Source organism: Bradyrhizobium sp. Bra78 (genome assembly GCF_024519855.1).
Classification (GTDB): domain Bacteria; phylum Pseudomonadota; class Alphaproteobacteria; order Rhizobiales; family Xanthobacteraceae; genus Bradyrhizobium; species Bradyrhizobium japonicum_G.
In genome coordinates, this window is sequence record NZ_JALJRE010000021.1 from 52,220 (window position 1) to 67,694 (window position 15,475).

Consider the following 15,475-nt stretch of genomic DNA (forward strand, 5'->3'; position numbering starts at 1 on the left):
TCGGCTGGGGGGCTGGTGACTAAGCCGGGAAAGAAACGGGCGCGTGCCGCATCGGACGCGGCAGCGGGCTCGCGTCACGAGGAGCCGGGGGAGGGCGGCGTCGAGGAGGCGGTCGCCTTCATCGCCGAGCAGGCCGGGGCATTGCGCAAGCTCGCCGAGCGCCACAATCTCGACGTGCTGCATTATCTGCTGGGCATGACCAAGCTGGAAGCCGACGAGCATCTGCGGCTGCGGAGCAAGCGCAAGCTGTCGTGAGGGCAGGATTCTCAAGCTGTCGTGAGGGCAGGATTCTAAAGTAGCCCGGATAGAGCGGAGCGGAATCCGGGCTAAAGGAGCCCTCAGGCCGATCGTCGCCTTGGTGCGGGCCGTGGCTTCAGCATGGTATCGGCCGGCGCGAGCAGGCGCCCGTCCTCCGCGCGCATTTCCAGCTTCTTCACCGGGCGGCCCTTGGCGCGATCGACCAGGATGGTCGCGATCTCCTCCGGGTGATCGTCGAACTCCTCGCTCCATTGCCGTAGCGCCACCAGGATTGGAAAGGTGCCGTGGCCCTTCGGCGTCAGCACATATTCCTGGTAGACGCTGCCGTCGGAAGCGGGTGCCGTCGCCAGAATGCCGTGGTCGACCAGCGCGCGCAGCCGCGCCGACAAGATGTTCTTCGCCATGCCGAGCTTGTACTGAAACTCGCCGAAGCGGCGCACGCCGAACAGCGCCTCGCGGATGATCAGCAGCGACCACCAGTCGCCGATCTCCTCCAGCGAGCGCGCGATCGGGCAGGCATCGCCCTCGAAGCTGGTTCGTTTCACCATCGTCTGTCGTCCTGTCGCATTCGCCAGAATTGGGCGGCGATCACGCGTTTGTGTGGTTGCATCATAAAACCAAATGGCCTAGATGGCAATCTAGTTTTATCATGCAACTACTGGAGGCGAGCATGAGGCTGAAGGACAAGACGGCACTGATTACAGGCGGCAACAGCGGCATCGGGTTTGCGACGGCAAAACTGTTCGTGGCCGAGGGTGCGAAGGTGGTGATCACCGGGCGCAACAAGGAGACGCTGGAGGCGGCGGCGAAGGAACTAGGCCCGAACGCAATTGCGCTCGCTGCCGATGCCACCGACATCGCGGCGACCGAAGCTGCGATCAATCAGGGCGCCGAAAAATTCGGCAAGTTCGACATCGTGTTCGCCAATGCCGGCATCGCCGGCGGCACGCCGCTCGGCTCAGCCACGCTGGACGTTTTCGAGAAGGTCATCAGCACCAATCTGACCAGCGTGTTCTTCACCGTGCAGTCTGCGCTGCCTTATCTCAACGACAACGCCTCGATCATCCTCAACGGTTCGGTGATCTCCGTGCTCGGCATTCCCGGTTACTCCGCTTACGGTGCTGCGAAGGCCGGCGTGCGGGCGATGGCGCGGATCATGGCCTCGGAGCTGTCGCCGCGCGGCATCCGCGTCAACGTCGTTGCGCCCGGCGCGATCCGCACGCCGATCTGGGGCGCCGCGATCGCAACGCCCGAGGCGGAGAAGGCATTCGAGAAGCGGATCGCGCTGACGACGCCGCTGGGGCGCATTGGTGAAACAGATCACGTTTCGAAGACGGTGCTGTTCCTCGCCTCCGACGATTCCGCGCATGTGCAGGGCCAGGAAATCTTCGTCGATGGCGGCGCTGTTGCGTCTCCGAGCGGCGCGCCGATCTATCGCGGTTGATCAATCCTGGTGCAAATTGAATCGACCGGCGCAGCGGCACGCGGTTGCGCCGGCCGGTTCCCACATTTTGCGAGCTGTATTTTCTGAACCTTGCGTGAGGCGTTGAACCTTCGGTTGCGCTGCCAAGACCCTTTTACGGGCAGGGGTCACGAAGATTCATTTCGATGGAGCCCGATATGCCAAAGGCAGCTCGTATTTTTTCGCCGATTTCAGCACCGCGTATTTACACCGAGAAGACCGCCGTTCCCGCCAAGCATTCCGACACCTCCGAGTTCATCGGGGTCGCTCTTTTCTGCGGCATCGGCCTGTTCGTTTCGCTCGTCGCCGTCATCCTGGGCATTCAGGGCGCCTGGTTTTAGTTTCGCCGATCGCGCATCGGTCGATCAGCCGCCGCAGGCGATGTTGCGGCGGCTGATGATGGGCGCTTTGGCTCAGGCCGCGCGCAGGGTGGTTGCCGCCTCGAGCGCGCTTGCGAGCGACTTCTCGCGATGCTCCGGACCGACCTGGATGCCGTCGGCGGTGATGAACTCAGGGGTGTGAATGCCCATGAAGCCGAACACGCCGCGCAGATAAGTTTCCAGGTGCTCCAGCGACGCGGCGGGCGAGCCCGCGCCGTAATAGCCGCCGCGCGAGATCGCAAAGATCACGCGCTTGCCGCCGGCGAGACCCTGCGGGCCGCTTGCGTCGTATTTGAAGGTCTTCCCCGCCACCAGAACCCGATCGATCCAGGCCTTGAGCTGGCTGGGAATGGTGAAATTGTACATGGGCGCACCGATCACGACGATGTCGGCGGCCAGGAACTCGTCCAGCGCGGCCTTGCTGGCGGCGAGGTCGGGGCCGAGTTCCGCCGGCGCCGGGGCGCCTTGCGCGGCCGCGAGGTGCGAGCCGGAGAGGTGCGCGAGCGGGCTCTGGGTGAGGTCGCGATAGACGATGTCGAGCGACGGTGTCGCCTGCCTGAGGCGGTCGACGATGGCGGCGGAAACCTGCCGGGAGACGGAGTGGGGGCCGAGCACGCTGGAGTCGATATGGAGCAGTTTCATTTGGGGTCACCCTGGTATAAGTTTGTAACCAGAGCTACATGAGTGACTATCGAAATCCCCGCAAGAACGCACCTTTTTGAGCCATGGACACATATTTGAAACCGACACACACCGGTTTGCCTGCCTCACCGAGGCCGGATCCGAACCACGCCGATTGTCGCGGGGTTGCCTCCGTGCTGTCCCGCGTCGGCGACAAATGGAGCGTGTTCGTGATCATGATGCTCGGCGACGGGCCCAAGCGCTTCAACGAGCTCAAGCGCATGATCAACGGTATCTCGCAGCGGATGCTGACCCTGACGCTGCGCGGCCTCGAGCGCGACGGCCTCGTCACGCGCACCATCTTTCCGACCATTCCGCCGCGCGTGGACTATGAGCTGACCGATCTCGGCCGCGGCCTGTCGCGGCCCGTGGAGGCGCTCGGCAAGTGGGCGATGGAGCATCTCGCGCAGATCGAGGCTGCACGTGCGCAGTTCGACGAGCGCGGCGAGAACTAAAGCAGAGACACCAGGCCGCCGCCGTGGCGTTCGAGCCGCCCGGCCAGCTCGAGCTCCAGCAGCACGGTGCGCACGATCGCTGGTGAGGCGCCGGACATCCGCACGAGATCGTCGATCGTCACGGGGGCAGGGCCGAGCAGGCCGGTGATCTGGTCGCGGTCGTGTCCTTGCGGATCGCTTTCGAACGGCTCGCTGTCGGGCTCGCTCGCGGTGCGCATCAGCGGCCGCTCCATGATCGGTGCGACCGCGTTGATGATGTCGGCAGCTTCCGTGACCAGCGTTGCGCCCTGCTTGATCAGATCGTTGGCGCCGGCGGCGCGCGGATCGAGCGGGGAGCCCGGCACCGCGAACACCTCGCGGCCCTGTTCGGCAGCCATGCGCGCAGTGATCAGCGAGCCCGAACGGTGCGCCGCCTCCACCACGACGACGCCGAACGCGGCGCCCGAGATCAGCCGGTTGCGGCGGGGGAAATCGCGGGCGCGCGGCTCGTGGCCGAGCGGCATCTCGGAGATCGCTGCGCCCTTGTGATCGAGGATTGAGGCCAGCAGATCGCCATGCTCGGGCGGATAGATGCAATCATGCCCGCCGGCGAGCACAGCGATCGTGCCGCTCTCGATACTGGCGCGATGCGCGGCCTGGTCGACGCCGCGGGCGAGGCCGGAGATGACGACGAAGCCGGCTTCGCCGAGCTCGCGGGCAAGCTGGCCTGCGAATTTCAATCCGGCGCCGGAGGCGTTGCGCGAGCCGACGATGGCGATCATCGGCCGCATCAGGGTTTTGGTGTCGCCGCGCACGGCGAGCAGTGGAGGCGCATCGTCGATCATCGCCAGCCGCGCCGGATAGCCATCCTCGCCGGGCGCGAGCCAGGCGATGCCGACCTTGCGGCTCGCGGCGAGCTCGGCCTTCGCCTCGTCGGCGCTGCAAATGCGCGCCGATCGCTGCGCACCGCCGCGGCGCGCGAGATCAGGCAAGCGCTCCAGCGCGGCGCGCGCCGTGCCGAAATGATCGACCAGCGAACGGAAGGTGCGCGGCCCGACATTGTCGGACCGGATCAGCCGCAGGCGGTCGATCCTGTCAGGCTCGGTCAGCTCTACGCTTCGGTTGATGGCGTCCACGTCGGCTCCTTGCAGGCACAGCATGGAACAACCTGGGGGCGTGGGCAACAGTGGCGTGCGCTTGCGCGACCTCGCCGCGATGCTAAAAGCGATCCCAATAAGAAGGGTTTTGCCATGATCTCACTCGCCGACCTCCAGCGCCGCATTGAAGCCGGCGAGCTTGCGCCCGATGATGCCATCGCCCAGTCGCACGCGGCGATCGAGGCCAGGGAGACGGACGTCCGCGCCTTCGTCCGTCACGACAAGTTGGCGAAGGCGCAAGCCTCCGGCCCGCTGCGCGGCATCGCCGTCGGGATCAAGGACATCATCGACACCGCCAACATGCCGACCGAGATGGGCTCGGAGATCTATCGCGGCTGGCAGCCGCGCGCCGATGCGCCGGTCGTCATGATGCTGAAGCGGGCGGGCGCCACCATCATCGGCAAGACCACGACCACGGCATTCGCCTCGCGCGATCCTACGGCGACGCTCAATCCGCATGATCTCGGCCATACGCCGGGCGGCTCGTCCTCGGGCTCGGCGGCCGCCGTCGGCGCCGGCATGATCCCGCTGGCGCTCGGCACCCAGACCGGCGGTTCGGTGATCCGGCCCGCCGCCTATTGCGGGACTGCCGCGATCAAGCCGTCGTTCCGGATGCTGCCGACGGTCGGGGTGAAATGCTATTCGTGGGCGCTCGACACGGTCGGCCTGTTCGGCGCCCGCGCTGAAGATCTCGCGCGCGGCCTTTTGGGAATGACCGGTCGCACGGAGTTTTCCGGCATCGTCGCGGCAAAAATGCCACGCATCGGCGTGGTCCGGCAGGAATTCGCCGGTGCCGTGGAGCCGGCCGCCGAACAGGGGCTGCAAGCCGCGATCAAGGCCGCGACGCGGGCCGGCGCCAGCGTGCAGACGATCGATCTGCCCGAAGGAGTGCAGGAGGCCTGGCGTATTCATCCGGTCATCCAGGATTTCGAGGCGCATCGCGCGCTCGCCTGGGAGTTTTCCGAGCGTCACGACGAGATCGCGCCGATGCTGCGCGCCAGTCTCGATGCCACCGTCGGCCTGACGCCGAAAGACTACGACGACGCACGCCGGATCAGCCGTCGCGGCCGCCGCGAGCTTGGCGAATTGTTCGAGGGTTTCGACGTGCTCCTGACCTATTCGGCGCCGGGCACGCCGCCGGCCAAGGAGCTCGCCTCCACCGGCGACCCCCGTTACAACCGGCTCTGGACGCTGATGGGCAATCCTTGCGTCAACGTGCCGGTGCTGAAAGCCAATGGCCTGCCGATCGGCGTGCAGGTGATCGCGCGCTTCGGCAACGATCCCGGCGCACTCGCTGCGGCGTGGTTCCTGGAGGATGCGCTGGCGAAATCAGGCTAGCGCCAGTTCGGCGGTGGGCGGAGCGCGTTGGGCCTCCGCAGCCGTCGCGCCTTGCCCGAGCCAGCGCTCGGCGGCCTCGCGGCCGCTCCGGTGCAGCGCGCGAATGAAGCCGCGGCCGAGATCGGTCGATGAGCGTTGCGCCAGGCCGTCGACGAAGTCCTCGGCTGCGATCCTGGAGAGCCGCAACGACGATGCGGCGTGCGATTGCGCCCATGCGATCGCCGCGATCTCGGCATTGAGGGCAGCGTTGGCCGCGATCTGGTCCAGCCTGCGGTCGATGGCGGCAAGTGTGATCGGCACGTAGCTGTCGCGCGCCGGCGTGACCTGCACGAGCAGGATTTCGGTGCTCGTCGTGTCCTGCGCGAGCCGCAGCAGGGGCGGATTGCTGCCGAGGCCGCCGTCCCAATAAGCCTCGCCGTCGATCTCCACGGCGCAATGAACCAATGGCGGACAGGTCGAGGCCAGCGCGACGTCGGCGGTGATGGCGTCGTTGCGGAAGATCTGCTGTTGTCCGTCGCGGATCCGCGTCGCCGCGATCAGGAGCTTCGGGCACCGCGCGTCGCGCAAGACGGAAAAGTTGATGTCGCGCGACAGCGCCTGCCGCAGCGGATCGAGATCGAACGGATCGAACTGGCCCGAGCGCAGCGTCGGGCCGAACGCGACCGAGCTTCCCGCTGGCGAAAAGCCGCCGATCAGCATCAACGACCGGAACGAGGCCTCGTGCATCAGCCGGATCCAGAACCGGTTCAGCCGCGAGCGGGCGCCTTCACGGCCGCCTTCCGCAAAGCCGGAGGCGAGCAGCAGCGCATTGATGGCGCCGGCGCTGGCGCCGCTGATGGTGTCGATCGCGATGGAGGGCTCTTCGAGCAGCCGTTCCAGCACGCCCCAGGTGAAGGCGGCGTAGGTGCCACCGCCCTGGAGCGCCAGCGAGAGTTTTCGCGGCGGACATTGGCTGGCGCGTGGCGGCGCGGGCGCAACGGGCGCCGCTACGGTCACGATCCCGGGCGGCGGCGCATGTGCGACGGATTCGGGATGTGGTGGCGGGAGACGGGCCGGCTCCGGCATGGGAGGCGGCGAGGGCGCATCGGACCAGATGTTGGTCGCCGAGAGCAGCCGGCTTGCCGCGGTGCGCGCAGCACCGTGCGAACCAACTTCGTCTTGCGCGCCGACAATCTTCTCGCTCATTCTGAGCAACCGCGTAACGCCATTTCCCCTGTCAGGATGACAGGCATGGAACCGTTCGCCAATACAATCGCGATTCGGCCGCAAGTTGCGAACAGGATTTGGCACATAATGCGGAAAGGGTGCGGCGATATCCGTACTTTTTCCGGCCTTACGCCGTCTCGCCGATCCGGCTTTCCTTGCCCGCTTGCAATCGCTTGATGTTCTCGCGATGCGCGTAGAACAGCAGCAGCGTCAGCACCACGGCCAGCGCTGCAAGTGCGAGATGGCCGAACCACCACAGGAACAGCGGCGTGATGAAAGACGCCACCAGCGCCGAAAGCGAGGAATAGCGGGTGGTGAAGGCGGTCGCCAGCCAGAGCAGGCAGAACACCAGTGCGGCGGGCCAGAACAGCCCGAGCAGAATGCCGATATAGACGGCGACACCCTTGCCGCCTTTGAATTTGAGCCAGACCGGGAAGAGATGGCCGAGGAAGGCGCCGAGGCCGGCCACCATGGCGGCATTGGGCCCAGCGATGTAGCCGGCGATCACCACGGCCACGGTGCCCTTGAGCGCGTCGAGCAGCAGGGTGCCCGCGGCAAGGCTCTTGCGTCCCGTGCGCAGCACGTTGGTGGCGCCGATGCTGCCGGAACCGATCGAGCGAATATCCTGCGTGCCCGCCAGCCTGGTGAGAATCAGCCCGAACGGAATCGAGCCGAGCAGGTAACCGATGACGAAGGCCACCGGCAGAAACAATTCAAGCGCCATGTCTGCAAATTCCCTGGCTGCAGCTCCGCACGTCAGACATGCTCATAGACCGTCCGTCCGCCGACAATGGTGCGCACCACGCGGCCCGTAAAGCGCGCTTCGTCGAACGGGGTGTTCTTGCAGGGCGATTTGAGGTCGGCGGGATCGACGATCCAGGGCACATCCGGGTCGATCACGATGACGTCCGCCGGGCTGCCTGTGCGCAGGGTTCCGCCCGGCAGCCCCAGGATCTCGGCCGGCCGGGTCGACATCGCCCGGATCAGCGTCTTCAGGTTCAGTTCGTCATTGTGCACGAGGCGAAGGCCTGCCGGCAGCATGGTCTCGAGCCCGATGGCCCCGGATGCTGCTTCCGCGAACGGCAGGCGCTTGACCTCGACGTCCTGCGGATTGTGGTCGGACATGATGACGTCGATGAGGCCGGAAGCCACGGCCGCGACCAGCGCGCGGCGGTCGTCCTCGGTGCGCAGCGGCGGCGACAGCTTCAGGAACGAGCGGTAGGGACCGATGTCGTTCTCGTTCAGCGCCAGATGATTGATCGAGGCCGAGGCGGTCACGGCGAGGCCGGCGTCGCGGGCGCGCTTGAGGATTTCGAGCGAGTCGATGCAGGTCAGCGATGCCGCGTGATAGCGGCCGCCGGTGAGCGCGACGAGACGCATGTCGCGTTCGAGCATCACGGCCTCCGCGGCATTCGGGATGCCCATCAGGCCGAGCCGCGAGGCGAACTCGCCCTCGTTCATCACGCCTTCGCCGACGAGATCGGGATCCTCGGTGTAATGCACGATCAGCGCGTCGAAATCGCGGGCGTAAGTCAGCGCGCGGCGCATCACCTGCGCATTGGTCACGCTCTTGTCGCTGTCGCTGAAGGCGATCGCGCCGGCGGCCTTGAGGAGGCCGAACTCGGTCATCTCCTCGCCGTGCATGCCCTTGGTGAGCGCCGCCATCGGCTGGATGTTGACGATCGCGGTGTCGCGGGCGCGCCGCATCACGAAATCGACGGTCGCCGAGTTGTCGATCACCGGAGACGTATCGGGCTGGCAGATGATGGTGGTGATGCCGCCGGTCGCGGCGGCCTGGCTCGCGGAGGCAAAGGTCTCGCGGTGGCTGAAGCCGGGCTCGCCGACGAAGGCGCGCATGTCGATCAGGCCGGGGGCCACGATCTTGCCGGCGCAATTGACGACGTCGGTGCCCTCGGGGACGCCGGCAGCTCCAATGCCGCGGCGGGTCTCGCGGATGATGCCGTCGGCGATCAGGACGTCGCCGGGGCCGTCGAAATCCCTGCTGGGATCGACGACGCGGGCGTTGGCGAGCAGGATGGGACGGCGGTCAGTCAGCATGAGCATCACGCGTTCGGCAAATTGCGGGCGAGCGCTTCGAGCACGGCCATGCGCACGGCCACGCCCATCTCGACCTGTTCGCGGATCAGCGATTGCGCGCCGTCGGCGACCGCGGTGTCGATCTCGACGCCGCGGTTCATGGGGCCGGGATGCATGACGAGGGCGTCCGGCTTGGCGTAAGCGAGCTTCTTCTGGTCGAGCCCGAAATAGTGGAAATATTCGGAGGTCGACGGCACGAAGGAGCCGTTCATGCGCTCGCGCTGGAGCCGCAGCATCATGACGATGTCGGCGCCGTTGAGCCCCTCGCGCATGTCGCGCGCGACCTCGACGCCCATCCGCTCGATGCCGGGCGGTAGCAGGGTGGAGGGGCCGACGACGCGGACGCGGGCGCCCATGGTATTGAGCAGGATGATGTTGGAGCGCGCGACGCGCGAATGCAACACGTCGCCGCAGATCGCGACCACGAGGCCCTCGAGCCGGCCCTTGTTGCGGCGGATGGTGAGCGCGTCGAGCAGCGCCTGGGTCGGATGCTCATGTGCGCCGTCGCCGGCATTGATCACGGAACCGTCGACTTTTCGGGCCAGCAGTTCCACCGCGCCGGAGGCGTGATGCCGGACCACCAGGATATCCGGGTGCATGGCGTTCAGCGTCATCGCGGTATCGACCAGCGTCTCGCCCTTCTTGATGGACGAGGAGGACACCGACATGTTCATGACGTCGGCGCCGAGCCGCTTGCCGGCGAGTTCGAACGAGGACTGGGTCCGGGTCGAGGCCTCGAAGAACAGGTTCACCTGCGTCCGTCCACGCAGGACGGTGCGCTTCTTGTCAACCTGGCGGTTGAGCTCGACATATTCTTCGGACAGGTCGAGGAGGCCGGTGATGTCGGCCGCGGAAAGGCCCTCGATGCCCAGCAAATGCCGGTGGCCGAGGACGAAGGTCGATTTCGATGTCATTAAAGCGAGAGCTATAGGCGGGGATGGCCGGGGGGGCAAGGGCCAATGCCGGGGCGGGGAGTTATCCCCCGATCTGTCACCTTGTCGTCGGTGCGGGGCGATGCGAAGCATCGCACGATCATGCGGGCTCCCGTACCGGAGAATCTCGAGATTCCGGGTGCCGTCCTTCGGGCCGGCTCGGAATGACAGGGGGAAGCGATGCGTTTCGTTGGGCCAATTTTGATGTCATGTCTCGCGATTGCCCTGGCCTCGTCCGCTCACGCCCAATCGCTTCCCGGCGGCTTCGTCTATCTGCGCGACATCGACCCCAGCATTGTCCAGGACATCCGCTACGCCAGCTCCAACAATTTCGTCGGCCGTCCACTCGCCGGGTACAACGCCGGCGAATGCGTGGTGAAGCGGGAGGTCGGCCTGCGGCTGAAGGCGGTGCAGCAGGAGCTGGCGGCGCAAAACCTGTCGCTGAAGATGTTCGACTGCTACCGGCCGGCGCAGGCCTCGCTCGACATGGTGAAGTGGTCGCAGAATGGCCATGAGACCGCCGCCGAGCGGCGCTACAATCCGAAGATTCCCAAGACCGAGTTGTTCCGTCTCGGCTACATCGCGAGCCGCTCGCAACATTCCACCGGGGCGGCGCTCGATCTCACTTTGGTCGACCTCAAAGCCGACAATTCCGCCAAATACGATTCGTCGAAAGCCTATGCCGATTGCACGGCGCCGGTCGAGGCCCGATTGCCGGAAGGCAGCGTCGACATGGGCACCGGCTATGACTGCACGGACGCGAAGGGACATACGTCCGCACCGTCGATCAATTCGGACCAGCGCGCCTGGCGCAGGCGGCTGGTGGCTGCGATGGCCCGGCAAGGCTTTGTGAACTATGCGAAGGAGTGGTGGCACTTTTCGCTGCCGGGGGCGGGCGGGGCGGCCTATGATTTCCCGATTCCGCCGCGGACGAGGTAGATCGTCATGAGAACGGCCCGGCGTGACGGTGCCAACGAAAGCGCTTGAATGGACTCCCTCACTCCCGATCTCCCGCCGCTCACCGTGACGCCCGCGGCCGACGCGCGCGTCTGGAAATTCTGGGGCACCTCGCTCTGGGGCATCGTCATCTTCGCTGCGATGTTCGTCGGGCAGATCGGTGCCATCGTCTATCTGGTCTGGGTCGCTCGCGACCCCATCGACCTCACATCGATGCAGCACGTCGGCCGCGAGCCGGCGTCGCTCGCGTTTTCTGTCACGATGGGCCTGCCGGCGACGCTGGCCGCCGTGTGGCTGGCCATTCGCATCAAGAAGGCCTCCTTCGTCGACTATCTCGCGCTGCGCTGGCCGTCCTGGACACAGCTCCTGTTCGGCGCGGTCGGCCTCATTTTGCTCGTCGTGGCCTGGGAAACAATCTCGCGAAGCCTCGGCCGCGAGGCGACGCCGGGCTTCATGAGCGATCTGTTGAAATCGGGCCGCGACAAGGGCGCCGCAATGATGCTGCTGTTCGCGTTCAGCGTCGCAGCGCCGATGTCGGAAGAGGTTTTGGCGCGCGGCTTCCTCTATCGCGGCTGGTCGGCGAGCTTCCTGCGCGTGCCCGGCGCGATCATCCTGTCGTCATTGCTGTGGACGGTCGTGCATCTGCAATACGACCTGTATTTCCTCGCCGAGGTCTTCACCATCGGTCTCTGGTTCGGCTACATGCGCTACCGCGCGAACTCGCTCTGGCTCACGATCGTGCTGCATGCGCTGAACAATCTGACGGCGGTGGTGCTGACGATGTGGCTGGGGAGCTAGGCACTCCGTCATTGCGAGCGCAGCGCAGCAATCCAGAATCCCTCCGCGGAGGCGGTCTGGATTGCTTCGTCGCAAGGGCTCCTCGCAATGACGAGGTGAGAGACGTGCGCTCGCAATGTCGAATGCTCAGGCCACCAGCGCGATCGCGATCGGCATGGTGATCGCCGCCAGGATCGTCTGCAGCGTGATGATCTGCGCCAGCAGTGGCGCGTCGCCGCCCATCTGGCGGGCCAGCACATAGGCGCTGGGCGAGGTCGGTACCGCCGCGCAGATCGCGACGATTGCGAGGCTGTTGCCGGAGAGGCCAAACCAGGCCGCCAGCACCAGTGCGATCACAGGCATCAGGACCAGCTTGAACACTACGCCGATGCTCGCGCTGACGCTCGGCCGGAGCAGGCCTTTGAGCTGCAGGCCGGCACCGGTGACGAGCAGGCCGATGGCGAGCGAGGAGCGGCCGAGCGCGTCCGCAACTTCGTGCCAGATTTTCGGCAGCGGCAGATGGATCACATTGATGACGAGGCCGATGACGCAGGCCCAGATCAGGGGATTGCGGATCACCGTCATGACGATCGTGCGCGCGGATTGTTTTTCGGGCGATGCATAGTGGGCGAGCACGGCGACGCTGAAGACGTTGACCAGTGGAATGATCGCGACCATCGCCACGGAGGCCAGCGCCAGCCCGACATCGCCGTACAGGTTGGCGGCGACCGACAGCGCCACATAGGTCTGCCAGCGGGTCGCGCCCTGGAAGATCGAGGTGAAGGCAGGTCCGTCGATGTCGAGCCGTGCCAGCGCCGGGCGGAGCGCCAGGCACAGCAGCGACATCGCGAGCGCGGACAGCAGCAGCGCGCCGCCGACGCCGGCGACCGGCACCCTGGACAGATCGGCCTTCACCAAGGTCTGGATCAGCAGCATCGGAAACAGCACGAAATAGGTCAGCCGCTCCAGCCCGTGCCATTGCGTGTCGAGCCGCATCAGGCTGCGCTTCAGCACCACGCCGAGCACGATGAGGATGAAGACCGGCAGCAGCGCCGCGATCACGACGGCCATGGATCAGCCGGCCCCGGGGCTTGCGCGAAGATTGGCGAGACGGTCGAGCGCGCCTTGCAGGATGAAGATCGCGGCGTGCTCGTCGATCACCTCGGCGCGTTTGGCGCGGCTCACGTCCATGCCGATCAATTCGCGTTCGACCGCGGCCGTCGACAGGCGCTCGTCCCAGAGGCCGATGGGGAGGGCGGTCAGGCTGGCGAGATTGCGGGCGAAGGCGCGGGTCGATTGCGCGCGCGGACCCTCGCTGCCGTCCATGTTGATGGGAAGGCCGAGCACGAAGCCGACGGCCTTGCGCTCGGTCGCGATCTCGAGCAGCCGGGCGGCATCCTGCTTGAACGCCTTGCGCTGGATGGTCTCGACGCCGGTCGCCAGCCGGCGGTCCGGATTGGACACGGCAACGCCGATGGTCTTGGTGCCGAGATCAAGGCCGACCAACCCGCCGCGATCGGGCCAGTGGGTTGCAGCATCGACGAGAGGCAGGATAAGAGCCGGCATGGGACTAGCGCTTATCACGCGTCGCGCTGCGGAGTGAACCCGGAACATGGATGCGCTGACATTATTCGGCTTGTTCGCCGTGTCCGCGATGCTGGTCTGCTATGCCATGGAGGATCGCAGCCACTGGTTCGTGCTGCTGTTCGCCGGTGCTTGCGCGCTCGGCTCGGCCTACGGCATCCTGCAAGGCGCCTGGCCGTTCGGCCTGGTCGAGGCGGTCTGGGCCGTTGTCGCGCTGCGGCGATGGCATCTCAGGCCGCGATGACGTCGTCATCCGTCTTCAGGCAGGCGGCAAAACCGCCGAGCGCGCTGGTTTGATGCCCGGCGCGGCGCTGGACGAACAGCGTCTCGACGCGCGCGTGCGCGGCGCCGAGCGTGTGCATCGACACGCTGCCGTTCATCGCGCTGCGTTCGACCACCGCGCGCGGCAGCAGCGTCACGCCCATGTCGGCGGCGACGCAGCCGATCATGCCGTCGAGCGTCCCGAGTTCGAAGCGCGCGGCCGAGGGCCAACCGAACTCGACGAACACCTGCTCGAGGCGCTGGCGATAGGTGCAGCCGGTGCGGAACACCAGCGCGGTCGGACCCGACTCCGGCGTGCCGGCGCGCAATTCGGCAAGCGAGCTCCAGCGCCGCGCGCTGACCAGCACCAGCTCTTCGCGGAAAGCGCTGGTCGCGAACAGGTCGGCATGCGCGATCGGTCCTGCGACGAAGGCGCCGTCGAGCGTGCCTTCGAGCACGCAATCGACGAGGTCGGCCGTGGGTGCCGTGCGCAGGCTCAGCCGCACGGCGGGAAAGCGGCGGTGGAAATCGGCGAGCAGGGGCGGCAGCCGCACCGCTGCGGTCGTCTCCATCGAGCCGATTGCGAGCGGTCCCTTGGGCTCGCCATCGTCGCGCGCGGCGAGCACGGCCTCGCGCGACAACGCCGCCATCCGTTGCGCGTAAGGCAAAAGGCGCTTGCCGGCGGCGGTGAGTGCCATGCCGCGGCTGTGGCGCTCGAACAGCGGCGTGCCGATCTCGGCTTCCAGCGCCTTGACGCGCTGGGTAACGTTGGATTGCACCGTGTTGAGCTCTTCGGCGGCGCGGGTGATGCCGCCGCTGCGGGCGACCGCGGCAAAGGTCTGGATGTCGCTGAGTTCCATGGCTTCGTTTCGCTTTTGAGATGGCAGCGTTCGCAACAATTCATTTTTCGAGAATGCTAATCGCGACTAGTCTCGCTGTCCAGACGGGAGAGGGGCCATGCCGATCGCGACGTCGCTGACCGCGCTGCTTCAGATCGAGCATCCCATCCTGCTGGCGCCGATGGATATCGTCGCAGGCAGCCGCCTCGTGGCAGCGGTGAGCCGCGCCGGCGGTTTTGGTATCTTGGGCGGAGGCTACGGCGAGAGGGAATGGCTGGAGCGCGAGACTGCGAAGCTCGCCGGCTTGTCCGCGCCGTTCGGGATCGGCTTCATCACCTGGAGCCTCGCCAAGCGGCCTGAACTTCTCGACATCGCGCTCGCCGCAAAACCATCCGCGATCATGTTGTCGTTCGGCGATCCCGCACCCTTCGCGGCCAGGATCAACTCCGCCGGTGCGCGCCTGATCTGCCAGGTGCAGGACGAGACGATGGCGCGGCAAGCGCTCGATGCCGGCGCCGACGTCCTGATCGCACAGGGGACGGAGGCGGGCGGTCACGGCGCCTCGCGCACCACGATCGATCTCGTGCCCGCGATCGTCGATCTTGCCGCGGGCCGTGTGCCGGTGGTGGCGGCCGGCGGCATTGCCGATGGGCGCGGGCTTGCGGCCATGATGATGCTCGGTGCAGGCGGCGTGCTGCTCGGCACACGCTTCTATGCGAGCCAGGAGGCCGACGGCGCGGACGAAGCCAAGCGGCGCATCTGCGCGGCAAACAGCGGCTCCACGGTGCGCGGCATCATCTTCGATCTCTCCCGCAACAATGTCTGGCCGGCGCCGTTTACCGGCCGGTGCCTCATCAACGATCACGCCAGACGCTGGATCGGCCGCGAGGTCGAACTGATGCAGAATGTCGCCGCAGTCGGGGCCGACTATGCGGCTGCGAAGGCGGCCGGCAATTTCGACGTCGCCGCGGTGATCGCGGGCGAGGCTGTCGGCCTGATCCATGATATTCCACCGGCGGCCGAGATCGTCGGGCGCATTGCCACCGAAGCCGAGCTGCATCTTGCTGGCCGACGCAACTTCATCGCCTCCGTCGCCTGAAACACAAGAGACA

Annotated in this window: 19 protein-coding genes; 9 read left to right on the plus strand and 10 right to left on the minus strand. The window is 66.4% G+C overall.

Annotation, left to right across the window (positions count from 1 at the left end):
• The first annotated feature begins 15 nt into the window (after positions 1-15).
• On the plus strand, positions 16-255 hold the full coding sequence (locus OC450_RS32300; RefSeq protein ID WP_262049362.1) for a hypothetical protein: 240 nt from the start codon (positions 16-18) through the stop codon (positions 253-255).
• A gap of 83 nt (positions 256-338) precedes the next feature.
• Here the strand turns inward: OC450_RS32300 and OC450_RS32305 are convergent, their stop codons facing one another.
• Positions 339-806, minus strand: coding sequence for a winged helix-turn-helix transcriptional regulator (locus OC450_RS32305; protein ID WP_262049363.1), 468 nt, complete (start codon positions 804-806; stop codon positions 339-341).
• Positions 807-928: 122 nt separating this feature from the next.
• On the opposite strand from OC450_RS32305, the gene OC450_RS32310 reads away from it, so the two are divergent.
• A complete protein-coding gene (locus OC450_RS32310) occupies positions 929-1,702 on the plus strand; it encodes an SDR family oxidoreductase (RefSeq protein WP_262049364.1) in 774 nt (257 codons plus the stop codon).
• 176 nt (positions 1,703-1,878) lie between these two features.
• Entirely contained in the window at positions 1,879-2,061 is a 183-nt protein-coding gene (locus tag OC450_RS32315) for a hypothetical protein (RefSeq protein WP_262049365.1), read from the plus strand.
• 72 nt (positions 2,062-2,133) lie between these two features.
• Here OC450_RS32315 and OC450_RS32320 read toward each other — a convergent pair whose 3' ends face one another.
• Entirely contained in the window at positions 2,134-2,742 is a 609-nt protein-coding gene (locus tag OC450_RS32320; RefSeq protein ID WP_211385872.1) for an FMN-dependent NADH-azoreductase, read from the minus strand.
• Positions 2,743-2,825: 83 nt separating this feature from the next.
• On the opposite strand from OC450_RS32320, the gene OC450_RS32325 reads away from it, so the two are divergent.
• Entirely contained in the window at positions 2,826-3,236 is a 411-nt protein-coding gene (locus OC450_RS32325) for a winged helix-turn-helix transcriptional regulator (protein WP_211385873.1), read from the plus strand.
• Here OC450_RS32325 and dprA read toward each other — a convergent pair.
• Positions 3,233-4,375 carry a DNA-processing protein DprA gene (gene dprA, locus OC450_RS32330; RefSeq protein WP_211385874.1) on the minus strand — a complete coding sequence of 381 codons (1,143 nt, stop codon included), beginning with the start codon at positions 4,373-4,375 and terminating at the stop codon, positions 3,233-3,235. The genes OC450_RS32325 and dprA overlap by 4 nt on opposite strands.
• A 90-nt stretch (positions 4,376-4,465) precedes the next feature.
• On the opposite strand from dprA, the gene OC450_RS32335 reads away from it, so the two are divergent.
• Positions 4,466-5,710 carry an amidase gene (locus tag OC450_RS32335; RefSeq protein ID WP_262049366.1) on the plus strand — a complete coding sequence of 415 codons (1,245 nt, stop codon included), beginning with the start codon at positions 4,466-4,468 and terminating at the stop codon, positions 5,708-5,710.
• Here the strand turns inward: OC450_RS32335 and OC450_RS32340 are convergent.
• From OC450_RS32340 to OC450_RS32355, 4 genes are all read right to left on the minus strand, one after another.
• Positions 5,702-6,895, minus strand: a complete 1,194-nt coding sequence (locus tag OC450_RS32340; RefSeq protein ID WP_256807111.1) for a patatin-like phospholipase family protein — start codon at positions 6,893-6,895, stop codon at positions 5,702-5,704. The two genes, OC450_RS32335 and OC450_RS32340, sit on opposite strands and share 9 nt — an antisense overlap.
• A gap of 148 nt (positions 6,896-7,043) precedes the next feature.
• Positions 7,044-7,640 carry a glycerol-3-phosphate 1-O-acyltransferase PlsY gene (plsY, locus tag OC450_RS32345; protein ID WP_211385877.1) on the minus strand — a complete coding sequence of 199 codons (597 nt, stop codon included), beginning with the start codon at positions 7,638-7,640 and terminating at the stop codon, positions 7,044-7,046.
• A gap of 32 nt (positions 7,641-7,672) precedes the next feature.
• Positions 7,673-8,974, minus strand: a complete 1,302-nt coding sequence (locus OC450_RS32350; RefSeq protein ID WP_211386079.1) for a dihydroorotase — start codon at positions 8,972-8,974, stop codon at positions 7,673-7,675.
• A gap of 5 nt (positions 8,975-8,979) precedes the next feature.
• On the minus strand, positions 8,980-9,927 hold the full coding sequence (locus OC450_RS32355) for an aspartate carbamoyltransferase catalytic subunit (protein ID WP_015685626.1): 948 nt from the start codon (positions 9,925-9,927) through the stop codon (positions 8,980-8,982).
• A 198-nt stretch (positions 9,928-10,125) separates the two neighbouring features.
• On the opposite strand from OC450_RS32355, the gene OC450_RS32360 reads away from it, so the two are divergent.
• Positions 10,126-10,884 (plus strand): M15 family metallopeptidase, encoded by a 759-nt coding sequence (locus OC450_RS32360; protein WP_211385878.1) that lies wholly within the window; start codon positions 10,126-10,128, stop codon positions 10,882-10,884.
• A gap of 48 nt (positions 10,885-10,932) precedes the next feature.
• On the plus strand, positions 10,933-11,700 hold the full coding sequence (locus tag OC450_RS32365) for a CPBP family intramembrane glutamic endopeptidase (RefSeq protein ID WP_211385879.1): 768 nt from the start codon (positions 10,933-10,935) through the stop codon (positions 11,698-11,700).
• A 126-nt stretch (positions 11,701-11,826) separates the two neighbouring features.
• Here OC450_RS32365 and OC450_RS32370 read toward each other — a convergent pair whose 3' ends face one another.
• Both OC450_RS32370 and ruvX read right to left on the minus strand, forming a co-directional pair.
• Entirely contained in the window at positions 11,827-12,750 is a 924-nt protein-coding gene (locus tag OC450_RS32370; RefSeq protein ID WP_211385880.1) for an AEC family transporter, read from the minus strand.
• A gap of 3 nt (positions 12,751-12,753) precedes the next feature.
• Entirely contained in the window at positions 12,754-13,245 is a 492-nt protein-coding gene (ruvX, locus tag OC450_RS32375) for a Holliday junction resolvase RuvX (protein WP_262049367.1), read from the minus strand.
• Between the two features lie 46 nt (positions 13,246-13,291).
• On the opposite strand from ruvX, the gene OC450_RS32380 reads away from it, so the two are divergent.
• A complete protein-coding gene (locus tag OC450_RS32380) occupies positions 13,292-13,507 on the plus strand; it encodes a hypothetical protein (RefSeq protein ID WP_262049368.1) in 216 nt (71 codons plus the stop codon).
• On the opposite strand, the gene OC450_RS32385 is transcribed toward OC450_RS32380, so the two are convergent.
• Positions 13,494-14,384, minus strand: a complete 891-nt coding sequence (locus tag OC450_RS32385; RefSeq protein ID WP_256807114.1) for a LysR family transcriptional regulator — start codon at positions 14,382-14,384, stop codon at positions 13,494-13,496. The genes OC450_RS32380 and OC450_RS32385 overlap by 14 nt on opposite strands.
• 97 nt (positions 14,385-14,481) lie before the next feature.
• Between OC450_RS32385 and OC450_RS32390 the strand changes: the two genes are divergently transcribed.
• Positions 14,482-15,462, plus strand: a complete 981-nt coding sequence (locus tag OC450_RS32390) for an NAD(P)H-dependent flavin oxidoreductase (protein ID WP_211385884.1) — start codon at positions 14,482-14,484, stop codon at positions 15,460-15,462.
• Positions 15,463-15,475: the final 13 nt, after the last annotated feature.